The sequence below is a fragment of the Moraxella catarrhalis genome (assembly GCF_001632285.1).
Lineage (GTDB): Bacteria > Pseudomonadota > Gammaproteobacteria > Pseudomonadales > Moraxellaceae > Moraxella > Moraxella catarrhalis.
The window spans coordinates 46,809-67,929 of record NZ_LWAH01000014.1 but is presented as its reverse complement, the minus strand read 5'-3'; the positions used below and the strand labels follow the sequence as shown (position 1 = coordinate 67,929).

18 protein-coding genes and 1 tRNA gene are annotated in these 21,121 nt (G+C 41.5%); 9 read left to right on the top strand and 10 right to left on the bottom strand.

All coding sequences use genetic code 11. The annotated features are described in order from the left end of the window. Positions 1-140 precede the first annotated feature (140 nt). From A4U55_RS05525 to A4U55_RS05510, 4 genes are all read right to left on the bottom strand, one after another. Positions 141-231, bottom strand: a tRNA-Ser gene (locus A4U55_RS05525). A 46-nt stretch (positions 232-277) separates the two neighbouring features. Next, on the bottom strand, positions 278-2,356 hold the full coding sequence (gene glyS, locus A4U55_RS05520) for a glycine--tRNA ligase subunit beta (RefSeq protein ID WP_038519031.1): 2,079 nt from the start codon (positions 2,354-2,356) through the stop codon (positions 278-280). A gap of 203 nt (positions 2,357-2,559) precedes the next feature. Continuing rightward, entirely contained in the window at positions 2,560-3,516 is a 957-nt protein-coding gene (gene glyQ / locus A4U55_RS05515; RefSeq protein ID WP_063454111.1) for a glycine--tRNA ligase subunit alpha, read from the bottom strand. 188 nt (positions 3,517-3,704) lie between these two features. Then, complete coding sequence (locus A4U55_RS05510; RefSeq protein WP_003657061.1) at positions 3,705-3,950, bottom strand: PspC domain-containing protein; 246 nt, start codon at positions 3,948-3,950, stop codon at positions 3,705-3,707. A gap of 324 nt (positions 3,951-4,274) precedes the next feature. Here A4U55_RS05510 and nadR point away from each other — a divergent pair, with 324 nt between their 5' ends. Continuing rightward, positions 4,275-5,330: a multifunctional transcriptional regulator/nicotinamide-nucleotide adenylyltransferase/ribosylnicotinamide kinase NadR gene (nadR, locus tag A4U55_RS05505; protein WP_063454110.1), complete on the top strand. Its 1,056-nt coding sequence runs from the start codon at positions 4,275-4,277 to the stop codon at positions 5,328-5,330. Positions 5,331-5,344: 14 nt separating this feature from the next. After that, positions 5,345-6,106: a nicotinamide riboside transporter PnuC gene (pnuC, locus tag A4U55_RS05500; RefSeq protein WP_063454109.1), complete on the top strand. Its 762-nt coding sequence runs from the start codon at positions 5,345-5,347 to the stop codon at positions 6,104-6,106. A 229-nt stretch (positions 6,107-6,335) separates the two neighbouring features. Here pnuC and pgsA read toward each other — a convergent pair whose 3' ends face one another. After that, positions 6,336-6,995 carry a CDP-diacylglycerol--glycerol-3-phosphate 3-phosphatidyltransferase gene (pgsA, locus tag A4U55_RS05495; protein ID WP_003657069.1) on the bottom strand — a complete coding sequence of 220 codons (660 nt, stop codon included), beginning with the start codon at positions 6,993-6,995 and terminating at the stop codon, positions 6,336-6,338. A 157-nt stretch (positions 6,996-7,152) separates the two neighbouring features. Between pgsA and A4U55_RS05490 the strand changes: the two genes are divergently transcribed. After that, positions 7,153-8,373 (top strand): BaiN/RdsA family NAD(P)/FAD-dependent oxidoreductase, encoded by a 1,221-nt coding sequence (locus tag A4U55_RS05490; protein ID WP_063454108.1) that lies wholly within the window; start codon positions 7,153-7,155, stop codon positions 8,371-8,373. A 105-nt stretch (positions 8,374-8,478) separates the two neighbouring features. Here A4U55_RS05490 and A4U55_RS05485 read toward each other — a convergent pair whose 3' ends face one another. Beyond that, positions 8,479-11,448, bottom strand: coding sequence for an insulinase family protein (locus A4U55_RS05485; protein WP_063454107.1), 2,970 nt, complete (start codon positions 11,446-11,448; stop codon positions 8,479-8,481). Between the two features lie 272 nt (positions 11,449-11,720). On the opposite strand from A4U55_RS05485, the gene A4U55_RS05480 reads away from it, so the two are divergent. Together A4U55_RS05480 and A4U55_RS05475 are read left to right on the top strand one after the other, a co-directional pair. Then, positions 11,721-12,170, top strand: coding sequence for a universal stress protein (locus A4U55_RS05480; RefSeq protein WP_003658675.1), 450 nt, complete (start codon positions 11,721-11,723; stop codon positions 12,168-12,170). Between the two features lie 134 nt (positions 12,171-12,304). After that, positions 12,305-13,324, top strand: a complete 1,020-nt coding sequence (locus tag A4U55_RS05475; RefSeq protein ID WP_063454106.1) for an adenosine kinase — start codon at positions 12,305-12,307, stop codon at positions 13,322-13,324. A 134-nt stretch (positions 13,325-13,458) separates the two neighbouring features. Here A4U55_RS05475 and nfuA read toward each other — a convergent pair whose 3' ends face one another. Further along, a complete protein-coding gene (gene nfuA / locus A4U55_RS05470) occupies positions 13,459-14,070 on the bottom strand; it encodes a Fe-S biogenesis protein NfuA (protein WP_003657076.1) in 612 nt (203 codons plus the stop codon). 240 nt (positions 14,071-14,310) lie between these two features. Between nfuA and A4U55_RS05465 the strand changes: the two genes are divergently transcribed. Then, on the top strand, positions 14,311-15,339 hold the full coding sequence (locus A4U55_RS05465) for a bifunctional nicotinamide-nucleotide adenylyltransferase/Nudix hydroxylase (protein ID WP_063454105.1): 1,029 nt from the start codon (positions 14,311-14,313) through the stop codon (positions 15,337-15,339). Positions 15,340-15,442: 103 nt separating this feature from the next. Here the strand turns inward: A4U55_RS05465 and A4U55_RS05460 are convergent, their stop codons facing one another. Further along, the gene (locus A4U55_RS05460) at positions 15,443-16,786 is read right to left on the bottom strand and encodes an FAD-dependent oxidoreductase (RefSeq protein WP_063454104.1); all 1,344 of its coding nucleotides are present in this window, start codon (positions 16,784-16,786) and stop codon (positions 15,443-15,445) included. Between the two features lie 499 nt (positions 16,787-17,285). On the opposite strand from A4U55_RS05460, the gene A4U55_RS05455 reads away from it, so the two are divergent. The 3 genes from A4U55_RS05455 (at position 17,286) to A4U55_RS05445 (ending at position 19,238) form a co-directional block, all read left to right on the top strand. Beyond that, complete coding sequence (locus tag A4U55_RS05455) at positions 17,286-18,080, top strand: acetoin reductase (RefSeq protein ID WP_003657080.1); 795 nt, start codon at positions 17,286-17,288, stop codon at positions 18,078-18,080. A gap of 155 nt (positions 18,081-18,235) precedes the next feature. After that, on the top strand, positions 18,236-18,796 hold the full coding sequence (locus tag A4U55_RS05450; protein ID WP_003670277.1) for a DUF302 domain-containing protein: 561 nt from the start codon (positions 18,236-18,238) through the stop codon (positions 18,794-18,796). A gap of 64 nt (positions 18,797-18,860) precedes the next feature. Continuing rightward, positions 18,861-19,238, top strand: a complete 378-nt coding sequence (locus A4U55_RS05445) for a rhodanese-like domain-containing protein (RefSeq protein WP_003657082.1) — start codon at positions 18,861-18,863, stop codon at positions 19,236-19,238. A 131-nt stretch (positions 19,239-19,369) separates the two neighbouring features. Here A4U55_RS05445 and A4U55_RS05440 read toward each other — a convergent pair whose 3' ends face one another. Beyond that, the gene (locus A4U55_RS05440; RefSeq protein ID WP_063454103.1) at positions 19,370-20,365 is read right to left on the bottom strand and encodes a hypothetical protein; all 996 of its coding nucleotides are present in this window, start codon (positions 20,363-20,365) and stop codon (positions 19,370-19,372) included. A gap of 72 nt (positions 20,366-20,437) precedes the next feature. Continuing rightward, positions 20,438-21,088, bottom strand: coding sequence for a leucine efflux protein LeuE (leuE, locus tag A4U55_RS05435; protein WP_003657084.1), 651 nt, complete (start codon positions 21,086-21,088; stop codon positions 20,438-20,440). Positions 21,089-21,121 lie beyond the last annotated feature (33 nt).

The window sequence follows — 21,121 nt, the reverse complement described above, 5'->3', positions numbered from 1 at the left end:
GCTAATAAATGGTAGTTACTGATAACATGTGATACAATAGAAAAACCCTTACAAGCTAGGCATTGTAAGGGTTCTATATAATTTTTGATACTGTCTGATACTGCTTGATACTCTATGAAATAAGAGTATTTTTAAGAGTTTGGCGGTGACGGAGGGATTCGAACCCTCGATACGCTATTAACATATACACACTTTCCAGGCGTGCGCTTTCGACCACTCAGCCACGTCACCAAGGTTGACTATTATACTCAATAATTGGGCATTTGTCATTGATTTTTTACGATTGAAGCAGCCCAATATCCGCCACACTCAAAAAAAGCTTACGCACTTGGCTAAGCAGTGCCAAACGATTCTGTTTTAAAGTTTCATCATCAGCATTCACCATGACATGATCAAAAAACTGCGTCAAAGGCTCCGATAAGCTCACAAGGGTCGTCAAAATGCCTTGGTAATCGCCATGATTATGCAAGGGCTGAACGCTGACTTTGGCAGATTCGATCGCCTGATACAGTGCCTGCTCAGCAGGTTCAATCAGATTTTGGGGCGTTACATCACCTTGCACAGTACCAGCTTTTGCCAAAATATTTGCCACACGCTTATTATTTTCGGCCAAAATAGCCGCTTGTGGCAACAATCGAAATGCTGTTACCGCTTGGATACGCTCATCAAAATCCATCGGCACATCTGTCTGCACCGCCTGCACCGCCTGAATCGTATCCACCAAGACGCCCTGCTCACTGTACATCGCCCGATAGCGCGCATTGATAAATTCCATGACTTCTGTTAGGGTCTGATCGATATTTTCAAGTATATCGCCATAGCCCATTAAGGCTTGTTTAACCAGATGAGATAGGCTCACACGCAGGCGTTTTTCAATTAAAATACGCAAAATCCCAATAGACGCACGGCGTAAGCTAAATGGGTCTTTAGAGCCACTGGGTATTTCACCAATCCCAAAAATGCCCACCAGCGTATCCAAACGATCTGCCAATGCAAGTGCAACACCCACATGAGTGGCAGGCAGCTTATCACCACTAAATTTTGGTAAATATTGTTCTTCGATGGCATCTGCCACCACATCAGGCTCATCATTTAGGCGTGCATAGTAAGTACCCGCAATGCCTTGCAATTCGGGGAATTCACCCACCAATCTACTCGCCAAATCGCATTTGGATAACAATCCAGCTCGATACGCTGCATCGGTATTAGCACCTATCTGATCTGCAATATGGGCGGCCAAATTTGCAATACGCTCAGATTTTTCCCACAATGTACCAAGCTTATCTTGAAAAATCTGAGTTTTTAGATGATGGTTCAGCTCAAACAGTGGCTGTTTTTGATCTTGTAAGAAAAAAAACTCTGCATCTGACAGACGAGGACGAACAACTTTTTCATTACCCGTAATAATCTGAGCAGAATCTTTAGAGTTGATATTACTGATAAAAATAAAATGCGGCATCAGCTTGCCTGCTTGATCGGTCAAGCAAAAATACTTTTGGTCAGCCTGCATGGTGCTGATAAGGGCTTCTTGAGGAACGGCTAAAAATCGCTCAGGAAAGCTTGCTCTTAACGCAACGGGCAAATCCACCAAAGCTGTGACCTCATCAAGCAATTCTTGAGGCATGATTGCCGTGCCATTCACATCATCAGCCAATGTTTTGACTTGTGCTAAAATATCGGCTTGACGCTGATCAAAATCAGCAATGACATGATGGTTTTTAAGTAAATTTTCATAATGATCGGCATGATCAATGGCAAAAAAATCAGGTGAATGATAGCGATGACCACGGCTTTGGTTGCCTGTTTTATGGCCTTGAATGGTCGCCTCAATTACAACATCATCTGACATCAAGACAATCCAATGAACAGGCCGTATGAACTCATGGCGATCGATGCCAGAACGCATACGCTTAGCAATTGGCAAATCATCAAGCGCTTTTTGTAAGATATTTGGCATTAAATCGGTGATTTTTTCGCCTTTAATGGTCAAATCATAAGCGATGTATTCGCCTTTTTTATCAGCAATACGCCCCAAATCTTTGACGCTAAGATTTCGCCCAGTGGCATTTAAACCTTGCAAAAATCCTTGCCCTGCACGCGTTAAATTACCTGCGTCATCAAATGCCGCCTTAACACTTGGACCTTTTTTAGTTTCGATACGGTCAGGCTGAAACTCGCCCACACCTGTAATAGTAAGTGCCAAACGGCGTGGTGCGGCAAAGGCATGAATATCATCAAAGCTGATATTTTGATCATTTAGTAAAGTGCCAACGCTATTTTTAAGGGCATCACGCAGTGTTTTTAGGTTTTTTGGTGGCAACTCTTCGGTGCCAAGTTCAAATAAAATCGTGGTCATAAATCAGCCTTTTTTTGCCCCATAAGGCGGCAAAGTTTACAATAATCAATTGCCAAATTAGTCAAAAATTTACACTCATTTTAACACATTTTATGAGCTAAAAAATCAAGCCACCCAAAAAATCTGGACGGCTTTATCTATCAATTCATTTGCCTTATTCAGGTATACAGCTTGGATTGACTGTATTTACAATATTCACTGTATCATAAGATAATTTTTGGTTCTTTTGGCAACCACTTCTCCAACGCTTCTGCCTTATGGGCATCATCTGCCAAAGGAAAGCCCAATTTTGCCCGAGCTTCGGTATAGCTGATTGCCACTTTGCGGGCCAGTGTGCGTACACGCAAGATAAAGCGTTGGCGTTCGGTAACGCTAATCGCCCCACGAGCGTCAAGCAGGTTAAAGGCATGACTGGCTTTTAACACCATCTCATAAGCAGGCAAGGGTAAATTGACCGCAACCAACTTATCTGCTTGCTCTTCATAAAAATCAAATAATTCAAACAATTTAGCCGCATTGGCATGTTCAAAATTATAGGCGGATTGCTCCACTTCATTTTGATGGAACACATCACCATAAGTCACACGCCCAAATTCACCATCTGCCCACACCAAATCATACACACTGTCCACGCCTTGGATATACATGGCAAGGCGCTCAAGCCCATAGGTAATTTCACCTGTAACAGGGAAGCACTCAATGCCACCAACCTGCTGAAAATAGGTAAACTGGGTAACTTCCATGCCATTTAGCCATACTTCCCAGCCAAGCCCCCACGCCCCAAGCGTTGGACTCTCCCAATTGTCTTCAACAAAGCGGACATCATGGGTCAGCGTATCAATGCCAATGGCTTTTAAAGAGCCTAAATACAGCTCTTGAATGTTGGCAGGATTGGGCTTTAACACCACTTGAAATTGGTAATAGTGTTGTAAGCGATTGGGATTATCACCATAACGCCCATCGGTTGGACGGCGAGATGGCTGAACATAAGCTGCATTCCAACGCTCGGGGGTTAAGGCACGCAAAAAAGTGGCGGTGTGAAATGTCCCAGCCCCCACTTCCATATCATAAGGCTGCAGCACCACACAGCCACGAGATGCCCAATAATTTTGCAGCGTTAAAATCAGTGCTTGAAAAGTCAAGGTCTCACCCGAATCCATATAAATCCTAAAACTGTCACAAATGAAACCTATTTTACTAAATACTGGGTATTTTTTCTATCAGTTTTTGAGTTTTTGTCGTTATCAAGTTTATCGTTATCAAAGTTGGGTAAATAAGGGTAAAATCATTGATTTTAGCCATTTGCATGGCTTTCAATCATAACAATCAATTCAACCTTAAATCAAAATTACAGCGACTTACGGTCATATTGAACCAAATTCGTAGCATAAGAATTTGGTGTTGCATTTGGCATAATTAGCCAAAGCACCAAATAAATCAAAATTCCTGGTACAGCGGCCGATAAACTTGAGATAATCACAAATGCAATACGCACCATGTTAGGCGACCACCCTAAATATTCAGCAATACCACCCATCACGCCTGCAATCATACGATGGTTTTTTGAGCGGTGTAATTTTATCAGTCTTGGCATAAATTTCCCCATAGTTTATCATTGTGAGTGAAGGGCTAAAAAAGCCATCTTGGCAGGTACTTGACCTATTTTATTAAACTTAATTTATCAGTTAATCAGTTAAATAAATCTAATGATAAATAAATAATGGTTATTTTACCGACAATTTCAAGCCATTCATAGAATTTGGTTACCAAGTAGCATAAAAAGTTTACACAGCATGACACAATCTAGAAAAGACATTGATATGATAAGTGCATCAATTGATATTTGGGCAAGGCAGCTTTTGATGCAGTCTGATTTTGCCCAATGATGATGACAAAATAACATACCAAGGATATGATAATGCAACCAGACCACTTGATTTTAATTGGGGATTTTGCACCGCTCACGCTTAGCATGCTTGCCGATATTAATCATGCTGCAGGATTGTCAAAGACACTACACATCATCATTCAAACGCCCAACCATGCACCTCTGCCCCGTGGTCGCACGCCAACACTTGCTGATGCGGTGCGTTGGGTTCAGATGGCTTGTCAATCATTTGGTTTTATTAAAATTCATACCTTTGGTAGTTTGGCTTTACCTGATATGTCATTTGATTATCGAAACAATACGCAGTTGACCAAACATCAATTTTTAGCCATTTGCCAAGCACTCAATATTACCGCTCATACGACAATGCTTGGCATTAAATCATCACATAAAGATACTTTACATCCATTTGAATTGACATTACCCAAATACGGCCATGCCTCAAATTATGATGATGAATTGGTACAAAACAATCCATTGGCTTATTTTTATCAACTGTCTGCCGTCTGCCGCTATTTTTATACCCAAACGGTTTGTATTGTTGGTGGCGAAAGCTCAGGGAAAACTACCTTAGTACAAAAACTTGCCAATTATTATGGTGCCAGCATCGCACCTGAAATGGGTCGATTATACACACACTCCCATCTCGGCGGTAGCGAACTTGCCCTTCAATACAGCGACTACGCATCCATTGCCATCAATCACGCCAACGCTATCGAAACCGCTCGTACCACTGCCAGCTCTGCTGTTACACTGATTGATACTGATTTTGCAACAACGCAGGCATTTTGTGAAATTTATGAAGGGCGAACGCATCCGCTTGTCGCAGAATTTGCTAAACAAATGCGATTGGATTTTACGATTTATTTAGATAATAATGTTGCTTGGGTCGCTGATGGCATGCGTAGGCTTGGTGATGATCATCAACGCAGTTTGTTCGCCAATAAACTGCTTGAGATTTTGGCACGATATGATATTGGTCATCATATCATTAATGACACCGACTATCACAAACGCTATCTACAAGCATTAAGCTTGATAGACAATCATATTTTTAATCATTTTACAAAAATTCATGACAATTAATTAGGGAAAATCTGATGAAAATTGATATTTTAGATAACATCACAGGCTTTGGTAAAAAAGATTGGACAACAAGCTGGGTGCTACTTTGGTTTGTTTGCGGATTTATTGCACTATTTACTGGATTTTGGACCACAACAGCTCACACGCATTTGGATTGGTTTTATTTTGTCATCTCAATCATCGGCTTGGTCTGTGTGGTAAGTTTGTCTTTTCGCAAAAATATCACAGGCAATGGACTTGGTATGGTTGCCACAGCAGGTGAGGTCATCGTACAAGGTACATCAGGTGCCGTTGGTCTCATGCTTGCACCGTTATTTAATTTTTTTACACATGTCTATGGCGTTAAATACTGGTCAAACCATACTGGTGCTGATGGCGATATGATTCCAAAGTCTGCAGGAAAGTATGTTTGGCTCATCACCATATGTTTCATTGTTTTGGGGCTGTTATTATTCCCAACGGTCAATACATGGCTTGCGAATATGGGCTATGTGGTGGTTGAAAATGACGGCAGTCGATTTTTGGGGCGAATTGACTTTTTTTGGATTAATGTCTTGGCATTTGTCTTGTCAATTACCGCACAAACGATGATGATTTTACGCTATTCCTTAAATTGGTGGCTATGGATTGTGGTTAATGCGGTTTGGCTGATTATTAATCTTATGACAGGTAATACCATTTTTGCCATTCAAACCGTGATTTATCAAATCAATGCCTTTGTCGGATTATATGGTTGGCATCGCTCTGAGCAATTAGCTCGCTTACAATCGCCTTAACATTTGGCTATAGTAAGCAAAGGACCAGCCAAAGGCGTTGTGATGCCACTATTTTTAAGCCAAAAACTGCTTAATATTGGCTTAATGACTATGCCACAAGCCATCAAAATCCCACCAATAAACGCATTCATTAGCTGTGTGTGCCAATTATTTTTGCATTATTGCACTGATTGATCTGATACATCCTTAATTTAATTTATTTGCTAAAGCCGTTTTTAAGACGGCTTTTTTATGGCTGCTTAAGATATGGCCAAGCAGCTTTTAGATAAATCATCATCGACCAAAGCGTCAAAATGACCGCAATGACCATCAGCACATAGCCGATCATCTCAAGCGATTGCCAATTAAGCAAAAATACCGTAATGGCAATCATCTGAAAAGTGGTCTTTAATTTCCCCACATAAGACACCGCCACGCTCGTGCGTGCACCAAGCTCCGCCATCCATTCCCGCAATGCCGATACCGCAATCTCGCGTGAAATAATCACAATGGCACTCGTCGCCATCACAATATTTGGATGCCACTGCACAAGGACAATTAACGCAGCTGCCACCATCAGTTTATCTGCCACAGGATCCAAAAATCGCCCAAACGCTGATGTGATATTCATACGCCGAGCCAAATAACCATCCAGCCAGTCTGTGACTGCCGCCAAAATAAACAGCAATGTCAAGATCAGATGTCGCAGCATACTGTCGCTATAGCCCATCATGCCCAAGCGTGCGATGGCATTATCAGGAATCGCAGGCACGCCAATGCCAAGTGCAGGTGGCCAATAGGCAATCGCAACAAATAGAGGAATCATCACAATGCGTGCGATGGTTAGATTATTAGGTAAATTAAATACCGAGGGGGTTTTAATTGACCGAGATTGTGGATTTAAACTCATGCAGCTTGGTTTTTGATAAATTTGTATTATGATACCGAATTTTTGGGTGATTTGCTATGGTTTTGCTGAATTTAGCTGATTTCAACTCGTGATTTTAAAACCCAAAAATGCTACCATAAGCCATCTTTTTATTTTATTGATCCGGCGGTGAGTTTTTGTGAGCATCAGTGTAGACACTCTTATTATCGGCGCAGGGGCATCGGGGCTGTTTTGTGCTTTTAATACGGCGGCATATGGCAAATCGGTACTCATTATTGATCACGCCAATAAAGCGGGCAAAAAAATTCTTATGTCAGGTGGCGGTCGTTGTAATTTCGTTAATAAACAAGTTGAACCATGCCATTTTATCAGTCAAAATCCGCATTTTGTCAAATCTGCCCTATCAAAATATCAGCCAGAAGATTTTATTGATTTGGTCAACCGCCATCACATTGCCCATCAAGAGCGTGAACATGGTCAGCTATTTTGTAAAAACAGTGCCAAAGACATTTTATCAATGCTACTAAACGAATGCCACATGGCAGGGGTTGATATTCATCTAAAAACAACCGTCCAAGATATTCAAGCAACTGATACTCATTTTTTGGTCACTGTCAAATCTCAACCTGATAATCGCATCAAAGTCATTCAAGCACACGCTTTAGTCATAGCAACAGGCGGGCTATCAATTCCAACACTGGGTGCAAGTGGTTTTGGCTATCAAGTTGCCACGCAGTTTGGACATCAAATTATTCCAACTCGTGCAGGACTAGTCCCTTTTACTTTCACCGATAAAGTCGGTGAGATGATAAAATCATTAGCAGGGTTAAGTCTTGATGTGATTGCTTATAATGACAAAGCATCGTTTGATTTACCGATATTATTTACACATCGTGGTTTATCAGGCCCTGCCATATTACAATTATCAAATCACTGGCAAGCAGGCGAGCAAATTACCATCAACCTAGTCCCCACCCAAGATGTGTATCAGTATCTATTAGATGCAAAGCGAATACACCCCAAGCAATTACTGCGAACTGCTCTAGCAGCCTTATTGCCCAAAAAACTCATCAGTGGATTTGAACAATTGTTCTGGCAAGCTTATCAAAATATTGAACTTGCCAATTTAAAAGATGAAACCATGCATCACATTGGTCAGCAGTTAAATGCTTGGCACCTTAAACCCAGTGGCACCGAAGGCTATCGTGTCGCAGAGGTGACTTTGGGCGGTGTTGATACGCATGATATCTCAGGAAAAACCATGGAATCACGCCGACAGCCAAATCTGTATTTTATCGGCGAGGTGCTTGATGTGGCAGGACAGCTTGGCGGCTATAACTTTACTTGGGCGTGGGCAAGTGGTTATGCCTGTGCTCAGAGCATTGGGGTGCGGTGGTAGCTGGTAAGATACTATTTTTTTAAACCAAAACCTTAAATAAATAGACAACCCCACGCCCAATCTTTGGGGCGTGGGGTCTAAAAACGACCAAATACTTTTGGCAGTTTAGCTTAATTTTTTAATCTTAAAGCCCATATCGATGAGTGCCAATTCTTGTTCAATGGGGGCAAGTACCGCTTGATGACTTGGCTTATTTTTAAGATATTTTTGAGCCACATACTTTAAATCATCAATACTGACTGCCAAAATTTTGGCACGCAGATTTTGTTGCCATGCCTTATCACGATGATGTAGCTCATTAAAACATGACTTGACCGCTTCACCCGCAGGTGAGCCTGGTTTATCCATACCTGCAATAATCCCTAAAATTGCCTCATGCAATTGCTCAGTATCATGCTTTGTCTGCAAAAGCCAATCGATACTTTTGTCAAAATGTGCAAAAGTCTTGGCACAATGCGGATCACGGTAGCTATAAAACCGAAATGCAGCAGCATTGCTATCAAAACTGGCACCGCTACCATAAGCACCGCCTTTTTCACGAATAGCACCATGCAAATAACCATTTCTTAAAAATGGGGCAAGCACCATTAAAGCAGGCGTATCTTCATGCTCTGATGTTGTTGCTTGATAAGCAGCTGCATTATAATAGACATTGCTTGAGATGAGCCATGCGGTTTTTGGTTCATCCTGTTGGCATAACAGCTCATCGAGTGTATCAAAAACCAGCTTTTGAGATACTTTTTGACTTGGTGCAGGTGTTTTTTTGGTGCTGATATGTTTTGAGATTTCATCCAATAAATCTGGACTTACCTGCTCTTCACAAACAAGCAATACCTGTTTTGGCAAGCTTATTAAAGTTTGGTGCAACTCACTGAGTCGATGGCATAAGGTATCCCATAGGCTGTCATCGGCTTGTGCTGATGCCAAAAATGATTTGAGTGCTACCAACGCAGGCAATCCTGAATAAGCATACTCAATGCGTGCTTGGTGGCTCATCCGAGAAGAAGCGGTTTGCATGGCGTAAGCATGCCCTGCACTTGCCAAACGAGCCTGCCAGCTACTTTGTTTTTGTTGTAACAGTTCTCGGATACGGTCTGTTTCGCTAAATACAGTCTCATTCATCACCTCACTGACCAGCTCAATGGCTTCAAGTTTACGATTCAAGGCACGGGTGGCAACCACAAAATAACTGCTCAAAGACTCTTTGTCGGTTAATTGTGTCCGTTGACTGATACGAGCGGTTACGCCAGATGAATGCGATGCTTGCACCGCCTGAAAAGTACGGGCATCGTAGTTGTTTGTTCCCACTTCCGATAACAATGTCAAATACAGCGGCAGCAGCGGGTTATTAATCACCTCATCTGCCACCTTATCGGTCAGCGGTGTGATGACTTGATAATAATATAATCCATTGGTGCCTGTATGATACAAATGCACTGGATAAGTTTCACCATCCAAGCTTAAGGTTGTTTTGATGCCCTTGGTAAATGCCACCTCACTTGGAATATCCTCAAGTCCAACTTTTGGCAAAAGACTCACATCATCAGGGGCTGCTTGCCGAGCTTTTAATTGAGCGGCTTGTGTGAGCAGATTTTGTTTATCATCATCACTAAGCGTGGTATCAAGCGTTGCCAGTGCTTGATTTTCCTCATCAACCAATCGAGCCGCTTTTTTGGTATCAGCAGATAAGGTTAAGCGTACACGGTGCGGATTGTCAATCAAATATTGGCGAATCAAATTTTGTAGCCAATTTGGTTCACCTGCCTGTTGTTTTAGCCATGCCAAATGCTCATCAATCTGCCAAACATCTAAGGGATTACCGCCATGAACTGCGGTGCTAAATGCCTCTAGCATCAAGGTCAGTCCATACGGCATACTGTCACCACCAATATGACGCTGATCAATTTCAATTTGATGCAAAATGGTTTCAATGACTTCTTGGGAAATTGGGTTGTCTGCAATTTGGTTTAATAGTGCCAAAATCCCCTTTTCTAACGCTTCGGCGTGTTCAGGCTCTGAGCCACGCACCCCTGCATAAAATACCATTTGGTAATGGCTATCATCCAGCCCAAGCAAGGGACTGGGTGCAACTGCCAGCGGATGACTTTCTAAATATGCGCGCAAAGGCGAACCACTGTGTTCAGCTAACACACCCTCCATCAGCCGCAGTGATAGGCGTAGGCGTGGGTCGGTAATGGTTGGCAAAAGCCATGCCAAAACATGATGGGTCATCTGTTTATCATCACTATCTGCACTGTATGTATCATACACCTGAATCGGCTGGCTTAACGGCTTTTCAATGACGCCAGTGAACTTTTTGCCTTGTGCAGGTTTTTGAATATCATCAAAATGCGACAAAGCCTCGTCATGAATTTTAGCTTGAATTTCATCAACGGCAATATTACCAAAACTCATGATAATGGCATTGCTTGGATGATAATGCGTCTGGTGAAATGCCACCAAATCCTCATGCGTCATCTTTGGAATCTGAGCAGGGTCGCCACCAGAATTATAATGATAAGTGGTCGTTGGGAATAAATGTGGCATCAAGGCATAATACAGCTGATCAATCTCGCCGCTCATCGCCCCTTTCATTTCATTAAAGACAATGCCATGATACTCAGGCTGGTTATCTTGATTAATCTCAACTCGAACGCCTTCTTGGGCAAAATCAAGCGGATGAATATTGGGGAAAAATACCGCATCTAAATAAACAGACAATAAATTAAAAAAATCTTTTTTATTTTGACTGGCAAATGGGTAAACTGTCCAGTCGCTTGCTGTCATGGCATTCATAAAAGTGTTCAAAGAACGCTTAATCATACTAAAAAATGGGTCACGCACAGGATATTTTTGAGAACCGCACAGCACAACATGTTCTAAAATATGTGCCTCACCACGAGAAGTCATCGGCTGAGTTGCAAAGCCAATCATTAATGCATTTTCACTGTTATCGCACGCCAAATGATAATGAGTCGCGCCAGTTAAACGATGGCGTGATGTCAAAACTGTGATGTCAAGTGCTTCAATGCTACGCTTGTCAATTAACTCAAAACTTGAATGAAGTGTCGTCATAAAACTGTCCAAAATTTTAACCAATTTTCATTTTAACACACTTTTAAAGACATCATCATTTCATCAGATTAATTTTTAATGCGATGAGAAAATAAGATTGGCTGATGGCGTTTGATGATCCATGTTATTTGAGATACCAGATTAATCAAAATTCTTAACCAAAATTAAACTCATCAATCAATTTGGCTTTTTATCAAATCCAAGATGATTTATGACAAGGCTTTTGATATACTAAAATTAATCAAACAACTTGGCAAACTCAGGAGAAAGTGATGTATCAGCATGTATTACTCGTAACCGACCTAAAAGATGATACCGATTTGGTCGCTCAAAAGGCCAAATGGATTTTGGATCTGCAGCCACAAGCACAGCTCTCGGTGCTACATATTGTCGAAGAAACCATGCTTGGTTTTGGTTATGAGCTGATTCCTGCATCAGCCTTGCACGAACACATTGATGATGAACGCTGCCAAACGGCTCGCATACGCTTGGCCGATGTGCTAGCACGCAATCATTTACAGGCACATCATATTAATATCAAAACCGCCATTTCAGGGCGTAAAGGTATTGTTGACTATTGCCAAGCTCATGCAGTGGACTTGGTCGTAATTGGTCGTCATAAGCGAACTGGCTTATCAGCTTGGATTGCTGGAGCGACCGCAGATAGTATTTTGCCAGATATTGACAGCGATTTATTGGTTGTACAATTAACCGAAGATTAATAACCAAAGATTAACCAGCCAAATCTAAAACATAACCGATATCCATCATCCATATCGGTTAAATTAAAATCATTTCATCGTTAAATTTCATCGTTAAATTTCATCGTTAAATTAATCATCAAAGAGACTGTTTTATGTATGATGTCGTTGCTATTGGTAATGCCTTGGTTGACACCGAATTCACCCTATCCGATGCCGCTTTAGATGCCACAGGTTTGGCTCGTGGCAATATGACCTTAGTAGATACCAATGGTCAAAATATGCTGTTTGCCGCCCTAAATGAACAAAACCTAAAACCTGCCAAACAAGCAGGTGGCGGCTCAGCAGCCAATAGCATGGTGGCGTTTGCCGCACTGGGCGGTCGTGCTTATTATCATTGCCGTGTTGGTGGTGATGATATGGGTGATTTTTATTTGGGTGATTTAGCCAATTTGGGCGTTGCAACCGATGCCACCTACGCTGTGCAAGCAGATGGGACAACAGGCTCTTGTGTGGTATTGGTCACACCAGATGCAGAACGCACCATGCAAACGCATTTGGGTACAAGCAGTGAAATTAATACTGACAATATTAATTTTCAGACACTCAAAGACGCAAAATGGCTGTATTTAGAAGGGTATCTTGCCATGTCACCTTCAGCCACTGATGCACTAAGCCAGCTGTACGAGCATGCACGCAAAACTGGTGCTAAAGTTGCGGTGAGCTTTGCTGATCCTGCTGTGGTAAAATTTGCCAAAGAAGGGTTAAGTGCCATCTTAAACCGTGGTGTAGATGCGATATTTTGTAATGCTGAGGAAGCGGCATTGTTTGCCGATGCAGATGGTGATGCCGATCCTGTCAATACACTATTAAAATACAGTGACTTGGTGGTCATTACCAATTCAGATAAACCAACCACCATTGCCTGTCGCATCGATGATGGCATTATCGAGCATCACATTGATAGCTGTGTTGTCAGTCAAGTCATCGATACCAATGGTGCAGGTGATAATTACGCAGGTGCTTTTTTATATGGTTTATCGCAAAATCTTGATTTGCCAAATTGTGGACGCTTGGCGTCGGCTGTGGCGGCAGCTGTGGTGGGTCAGTTTGGACCACGATTAAGCATCGCAGAGTATCAAACCATTAAAAAACGCACCGTATCATTGACATAAATCAATCTTCTTAAAAACCCCTTTTTAAATGCCATAAGCTAAAAAAGGGGTTTTATTATCATGATAAACTAATTAACAATAATCTATTTGATTGGCTCTATCAAACAATAGCCAAACCAACAATAGCCAAAAAATTATTTGTAATAAGCATGATCTGAGATACTGTGGTCGGTATCGTCTACCACTTGGGTAAGCTCTGGGATTTGTTGTTTTAACTGCACTTCCACCCCTTGGCGTAAAGTCACATCAACCGCCGAACACCCTTGGCAACCGCCGCCAAATTTCAAAACGGCTGTTAATCCTGCTTCATCTTCAATCACCTCCAACAAATCTACCGAACCACCATGGCTGGCAAGATTGGGGTTAATCTCTGATTGCAGCACATAATTAATACGCTCTTCAATGCTGGCATTTTCGCCCACTTGCGGAACTTTGGAATTGGGCGCACGAAAAGTCAACTGACCACCGAATCGGTCTTTATTATAATCAATCACCGCATCATGCAAATAAGGAATGCTATCAGCATCAATATGAGCGGTAAACTTGGCATAATCAATGTGCAAATCTTGGTCATCGATTTCATCAGCATGGCAATAGCTCATGCAACATTCAGCACGGGGCGTGCCTGCATGTTCCACAAAAATACGCACACCAATCCCCTCTTCTTCTTGCTTGGCAAGCAAATCAGCTAAATACTCTTGGGCGGGTTCGGTAATTTTGATATTACTGGTTAATGCTTCACTCATGGCAACTCTCTTTTGTTTAATTGGTTTAATTTATTGTGTTTTATGAAACTTTTTGGCTTTTTAGCAAATCATTTGGCTGTGGTTATGGTGCGTATTTGTCAGATGAGAATGCAAACAGCCTGCAAGCTTAAACGACCAATATCTTTTTTGGCTTGTATGCTAACATCAATTTATATGGTAACATAACTTAACTTTATCAACCCAAATTTTTTAAATTCTTGACAATTCTTGGATAAAACCATGCATTCATCGCAACAGTTTGACTATCTGATTTTTATCGGACGCTTTGAACCTTTTCACCAAGGTCATCATTATGTCATCACGCAGGCATTAGCACACGCACGGCAAGTGATTGTTTTGATGGGTTCAGCAAATTCTCCTCGCACGATTAAAAATCCATTTCATCCCAATGAGCGACAAGCAATGATTTTAAACAGTTTTGACAAAAAAAATCGTGAACGCATTCACTGTCTTGGTATCAATGACGCCACTTATAATGATAATAAATGGCTCATTGAAGTTCAAAATACCATTGTCAGCATCACAGCCAATACACCCAATGAACGCATTGGTATTATTGGGCATGACAAGGATGAAAGTTCGTATTATCTGGCACTTTTTCCTCAATATAAGACATTTATGGTCAAAAATTTTGAATACATATCAGCAACACCAATCAGAGAAGCATATTTTGGTGATGATAGTGCCAAAAAACAGGCAAGCTTTAGCCAACTGACTAAAGCTTGTGTTGAATTTTTAACAGCTTTTGAGCATACCAAAGCTTACCATCGCCTCAAGCAAGAGTATCAGCACATTCAAGCCTATCAAGCAGCTTGGCAGACAGCACCTTATCCACCCAACTTCATCACCAGCGATGCACTGATTGTGCAATCGGGGCATATTTTGCTTATTGAGCGTGGCGGTGAATATGGGCAAGGACTGTACGCTTTACCCGGCGGTTTTGTGGATACCAATGAAGATTTTTATCAAGCATGTTTGCGTGAAGTTCACGAAGAAACAAATCTAGATATCAGCTTGCTCAAAAACAGTCTGATAACAGCAACTTTGTTTGATGCACCCAAACGCAGCCAAAGAGCTCGTACGGTGACGATGGTGTATTATTTTGAGCTACCAAAGCAGCAAACCCTACCTGATGTCCAAGCTGGTGATGACGCAAATCGTGCCTTTTGGCTACCTTTATCCGAATTAAATGCGGTACAGATGTTTGAAGACCATTATGGCATCATCTGTCAGTTACTTAAAATTTGACTGCGATACTATACAAAGTTTAAGATGTGGTTTTTTCCACATCTTAAACTCATGCCAAAACATCAATAAACTGTACTCAGCCATACACCGCCATGAGCGATGCTTACCCAAACTGTGCAAACAACTCATTTAACGCTTCGCTCATCGTTGGGTGAGTGAAAATATAATCCCTAACCTCTTGATAAGTCAGACCCTGACGAATTGCCAAATCCATAAAGTTAATCAACTCATGGGCATTGTCACATAACAACTGCACACCCAGTATTTTATCGGTTTTGGCATCAATCACCGCTTTTAATAGTCCATCGGTTTGCTCTAAGATTTTGGCTTTGGGAATGTTGACCGCCTCTAAAACAGCCGTCTTAACGGTATGCCCTTGCTCCTTGGCAACTTGCTCGGTCATGCCAACATTGGCAAGCGGTGGATTGGTAAACACCGCATAGGCAAAAGTGCGTCCTTTTGTGGTATATGTGCCATCACCCAACACTTGACTTTTGACCACCCGATAATCGTCCAAGGAAATATAAGTAAACTGTGGACTGCCTGCCACATCACCCATCGCATAGATATGTGGCACGCTGGTTTGTAGCCTATCATTAACGGCAATGTTGCCTTTATCCGTCAATATGACGCCTGCTTTATCAAGGTCTAACCCTTGCGTATTTGCCCGACGACCTGTTGCCACCAAAATCGCATCTGCCATCAATTCCCCATCTTCGGTTACAACCATCGCATGATTGTTGGCATCATTAACCTGCTTAATTTGTTGCTTGGTTTTGACAGTGATTTGTTTGTTTGCCATAATGCCCAACAAATTTTGGCGAATGTCAGCATCTTCTTTTGGTAAAAAAGTATCGGCAGTTTCTAAAATCGTGACCACACTGCCAAACCCAGCAAAGATAAAGGCAAATTCCAACCCAATATATCCCCCACCAATGATGACCAACTGTTTTGGCAATTGGGTTAACTGCATGATACTGGTGCTGTCATGGGCAAATTTGCTGTCTTTTAGCCCATCAATGGGTGGTTGCCAATTATACGCTCCTGTATTGATATGAATGTGGTCAGCGGTGATTTTTAGAGTGTCATCAGCTGTCACCGCCTGCACGGTCTTATCATCAATAAAACTGGCTTCACCTGTGATGACCGTGGCGTTATCTAATTCATTGACTTTATCAAAATTGGCTTGATTGAGCTTAGCAATCAGTTGATTTTTATGGGCAATGGCATCGCTTAATGACACATCACGCTCATGTGATAAAAATGCCAATTTTTTTGATGGAATACACCCAATATTAATGCAAGTACCCCCATACATATCGGCAGATTTTTCTACCAAGATGACCTCTTTACCTGCTTTAGCAAGGGTTTGAGCCAAAGTTTTCCCTGCTTTACCAAAACCGATGATGAGATGCTCAGTGTGGCGGATATTGTGAGAATGTGTCATAACTTACCCTTAAATATTTACCCTTAAATAAATTGCCCTTAAAAAATGAAAATAAACCAAAATGGCTGTTAAACCAAACAACTTAAAAAAACCTAAAAAACCGAACTTAAGCTAAAACCAAACCTAAGCCAAGGCTTTAGATTTTACCCAAATTGAGCATTGTTATCCAGCCAAATCATAACCAAATCACCTTTTATCAACCAATCATTAAGGTGTTCCAAACACTGTTACATAAACAACACAAGCCAATAACGCATCATGCCTATTTTAAAAATGATTGGTTGTTATAATCAAAGGGTAAGTGAATTTTTTACTGTTTTACCGTTTTTAAGTGGCTTTTTTTAAATAACGGCTTAGTTTAGCAATGTTGCCTGCTTAAAAATGCTGCCCACTTAAATCAATCATTTGACTTAGATTTGGTTAAATTTTAAATTTAAGTTAAGAATTTCAATAAAAATTGACTTATTTGTTTATCACACATGAATATAAGGATAACATGATGACCACACAAAACAATCAACAAAACGGCAAAGTTGCCATCGTAACAGGGTCTGCCGCAGGTTTGGGCAATGCCATTGCCACTCGTTTGGCAAAAGATGGCTTTAAAGTGGTGTTGCATGACATCAGCGAAGACAATTTAAAAACGGCCAAAGATGAATTTGACAAAGCAGGCTATGAGAGCATCAGCGTTGTTGGTGATGCCTCTAAAAAAGACGACCAAATCCGCTTGGTTGATGAAGCGGTCAAGGCATTTGGACAGGTAGATGTGTTTGTCAATAACGCAGGGGTTGAGTCGGTTGAGCCATTTTTGGCAATTGAAGAAAAAGAGATTGACCGTGTGCTTGGAGTGAACATCAAAGGCGTGATTTTTGGCACCCAAGCGGCGGCTGAGCAGATGAAAAAACAAGACGGCATCGGCAAAATCATCAATGCGTGCAGCATTGCAGGACATGAATCTTATGAGATGCTAAGCTTATACAGTGCCACCAAGCATGCGGTGCGTTCGTTCACCCATTCTACCGCCAAAGAACTTGCCGAGCATAATATCCGTGTCAATGCTTATTGCCCAGGGGTTGCTGACACGCCGATGTGGGAGCGTATTGATGCTGCTTTTGTTGAGCATAAAGGCTATGAACCAAAACAAGCATGGAAAGAGTTTACCCAAGGCATCTTGGTTGGTCGTCCACAACAGCCAGAAGATGTTGCCAACTTGGTGTCATTTTTAGCATCCAAAGATGCCGATTACATCACAGGTCAAACCATACTGACCGATGGTGGCATGGTATTTAGATAATGGTGTTTAGATAATTGACAATGTGATGACTGACATAATAACATTGGCGACATTGAAAGCAACATTAAAAAAGCATTGGGAGAGTTGCCCAATGCTTTTTGTGGATAATAAGAAAGTCATTAAAAACATTTTAATTAAACCCAGAGAGATGATTTATGACAGTACACTCAGTGAAACACTCAGTTAAAAAAACCAAGCGGTTTTTTTTGCCCATGGTGATGTCGTTGACTGCCATGATGGCATTGACCGCTTATGGCAACCACCTGACATCACAACCCAGCTCTGCTAAAACCATACCCACCCAAACCATGGAGCATCACGCCATGAACACAACATACACCACCAAAACCATCGCCAGCCGTTATGATTTTAATGACACCGTCAGTCGCTTGCAGTCTGCTTTTAAAGAGAAAAACATGACCATCTTTGCCACCATTGACCACCAGCACGCTGCCCAACAAGTGGATTTGGACATGCAACCTGCCACAGTCATCGTTTTTGGCACACCAAAAGCAGGCACGCCATTGATGAAAAAAGACCCTCATTTTGCGTTAAAATTACCCCTGAAAGTGTTGGTTACCGAAACAGATGGTCAGGTTTGGGTCAGCTTTGAAGACACGCACGCACTGATAGCAGGCAGTCAGATTGGCTTTGATGATGTTAAAGACACGCTTGCCAATGCTGAAAAATTAATTGAAAAAACCGTAACTCAATAGTGATGTTTTAATAACTTTTAGTTTTAATAACTTCAGAATCAATCCATTACATCAGGATACGATGATGAAACACGCCGTTTTATTGGCATTATCCGTGGCAACTTTTGGCTTAAGTGCCTGCTCATTCAATGCCACCGCCCAAAATCCAACCACAACAACTGCCATAAGCCAGCCCCCTGCCAAAGCCGTGGGTGTGTGGATTGATGTTCGTAGTGCCGAAGAGTATGCCGATGGGCATTTACAAGGGGCATTAAACATCACGCCTGACCAAATCGCAAGCCATATTGAAGCCATTGAGCCGAATAAAAACGCCCCCATCAATTTGTACTGTCGTTCTGGTCGCCGTGCTGAGGTGGCTCGTAAGACACTCTTAGAAATGGGCCATACCAATGTGGTTAACCATGGCGGCTATCAAGACTTGTATGATAAAGGTTATCGTTGATGGTTAGTAAATGCCAATAAGACAGTAAGAGCAACCATCAGCTTAGGCTGATAAAATGAGTGTGCCAGTTATTTTTTGGTGATAGTGATTTTAAAATCTAATGTATTAAAAAACAACTTTAAAAAATAACTTTAAAAAATAACTTCGGCACGCCCAAAGATGGATGTGTGATGACTGCGAGCGTCATGTTTACTGTTGTAATAACTCACATCAGTTTGTAAGAATAGCCATGGTCGCCATACAGGTTGGCGATAGCCTACATAAGGTCCATAAGTATTTAGGTATACTTTTTTATCTTGGATATTACCACCCACATATAAACCATAATTCAGCTCTGATTTGCCATGCTTGACAGGCACAAAATGACGCTGAAATAAACTGCTGTGCCAATAAAGATTTTCTTCTCCTTTGTGAGTATAATGCAGCTGGCTACGACTGACCAAATCACTATGCCCAGATTGTGGCTGAGTGAACTCAAGCGTTGAAACAGCAGTATGTTCCGTATGTGAGCCATAACGATACATTTGCTCAAAACGCATCGTAATATCATGCGGCATTTCCCATTTCTTTTCGGCTTTGGCACGGATATAGACATCATTTGACCTGACGCCCAAATCTATATCAATATCTTTATTACGACGAAATTTAGACCATCTGAGTGCCAAAGAAGAGTTACTCTCTCGTGTTTCACGGCGATCGTATCGGTGATCATTAGCATTTGGCATAACTTTACGATCATCACTCAGCGCACCATCACGGGTTTCATAATCCAATGAATCATCACCAAAAACCAAACTAAGGCGATTTTCAAGGGTTGGCAATTTAATACGACCTCGCACACGAGGTTTAATTTTTATACCATCATATTTATTCCATGTGGTGTCCATCATCACTCGTAAGCTTGCCTTAGCAGGTTTTGTTGATTGATTTTCTCCAAACCATCCATCTATATTAACAGCACTATTTTGAAGCCAATCTTGAAAACCTTGATGATTTTTATCAATCCAGCCCATGGTATTGATGTCAGGTTTTATGGCATTTATGCCAGTTTTTACCTTTGGTTGTGCCAGCTCATCAACCGCCGCTTTTGCTGTTTGATTTGCCCATACCAGAGGTGTACCCGCCATTATCAGCACACATACAACAGCTATTTTACACTGCATGATGCCCTCTCTTAACTCCACCAATCAATCAAGATGCTAAATTTGGCTGATCCATAGATTTACCCCAAAACCAATAAATAACATCGCAGCACTAAACATCGCAAGGCTACTCAAGACGGGGCGTTTTGAAAATTTTTCAGCCAACGCCTTACCAGTATACACCAATAAAGTCAAATAGCTAACACTTACCATCTGTAAAATCACCGCCAACACCAAAAAGCTTAGCAATGGTTTATCATAATTTGGGTCAACAAATTGTACAAAAAACGACAAAAAGAATAAAATCGCTTTAGGGTTGGTTACGCTAAGACTGAGTGAACGATAAAAATAATTTTGTTTTTTTGGTGGCTTAATTGATAACTCTGACTTCATGATGGCTTGGCGATTTTTAAAGGTATGGTAAGCTCCGATAATCAGGCGAGTGCCAAGATAAGCCAAATAAGTACCACCAATCAGCTTGATGACATCAAAAACTTGTGGATATTGCTTCAGTATGGCACCCACACCAAAAACTGTTGCCATAATCAGTATGAGATCGCCCAGTAAAACGCCTGCAATTGCCCGCAAACCTGCTGTATAACCATGTGATGCTGATACCGATAAGCAATACAAACTGTTTGGGCCAGGTAAAACGATGACCACAACCACCGCCAAAAAATAAGTCAATAAATTGATTGTACCGAACATTACACATCCATATTAACAGCTTATCAAAATTTG

Coding starts and splice junctions, on each gene's coding strand:
- glyS (WP_038519031.1), bottom strand. CDS start 2,356: ATGACCACGATTTTATTTGAACTTGGCACCGAAGAGTTGCCACCAAAA.
- glyQ (WP_063454111.1), bottom strand. CDS start 3,516: ATGGATTCGGGTGAGACCTTGACTTTTCAAGCACTGATTTTAACGCTG.
- A4U55_RS05510 (WP_003657061.1), bottom strand. CDS start 3,950: ATGCCAAGACTGATAAAATTACACCGCTCAAAAAACCATCGTATGATT.
- nadR (WP_063454110.1), top strand. CDS start 4,275: ATGCAACCAGACCACTTGATTTTAATTGGGGATTTTGCACCGCTCACG.
- pnuC (WP_063454109.1), top strand. CDS start 5,345: ATGAAAATTGATATTTTAGATAACATCACAGGCTTTGGTAAAAAAGAT.
- pgsA (WP_003657069.1), bottom strand. CDS start 6,995: ATGAGTTTAAATCCACAATCTCGGTCAATTAAAACCCCCTCGGTATTT.
- A4U55_RS05485 (WP_063454107.1), bottom strand. CDS start 11,448: ATGACGACACTTCATTCAAGTTTTGAGTTAATTGACAAGCGTAGCATT.
- A4U55_RS05480 (WP_003658675.1), top strand. CDS start 11,721: ATGTATCAGCATGTATTACTCGTAACCGACCTAAAAGATGATACCGAT.
- A4U55_RS05475 (WP_063454106.1), top strand. CDS start 12,305: ATGTATGATGTCGTTGCTATTGGTAATGCCTTGGTTGACACCGAATTC.
- nfuA (WP_003657076.1), bottom strand. CDS start 14,070: ATGAGTGAAGCATTAACCAGTAATATCAAAATTACCGAACCCGCCCAA.
- A4U55_RS05465 (WP_063454105.1), top strand. CDS start 14,311: ATGCATTCATCGCAACAGTTTGACTATCTGATTTTTATCGGACGCTTT.
- A4U55_RS05460 (WP_063454104.1), bottom strand. CDS start 16,786: ATGACACATTCTCACAATATCCGCCACACTGAGCATCTCATCATCGGT.
- A4U55_RS05455 (WP_003657080.1), top strand. CDS start 17,286: ATGACCACACAAAACAATCAACAAAACGGCAAAGTTGCCATCGTAACA.
- A4U55_RS05450 (WP_003670277.1), top strand. CDS start 18,236: ATGACAGTACACTCAGTGAAACACTCAGTTAAAAAAACCAAGCGGTTT.
- A4U55_RS05445 (WP_003657082.1), top strand. CDS start 18,861: ATGAAACACGCCGTTTTATTGGCATTATCCGTGGCAACTTTTGGCTTA.
- A4U55_RS05440 (WP_063454103.1), bottom strand. CDS start 20,365: ATGGCGGGTACACCTCTGGTATGGGCAAATCAAACAGCAAAAGCGGCG.
- leuE (WP_003657084.1), bottom strand. CDS start 21,088: ATGTTCGGTACAATCAATTTATTGACTTATTTTTTGGCGGTGGTTGTG.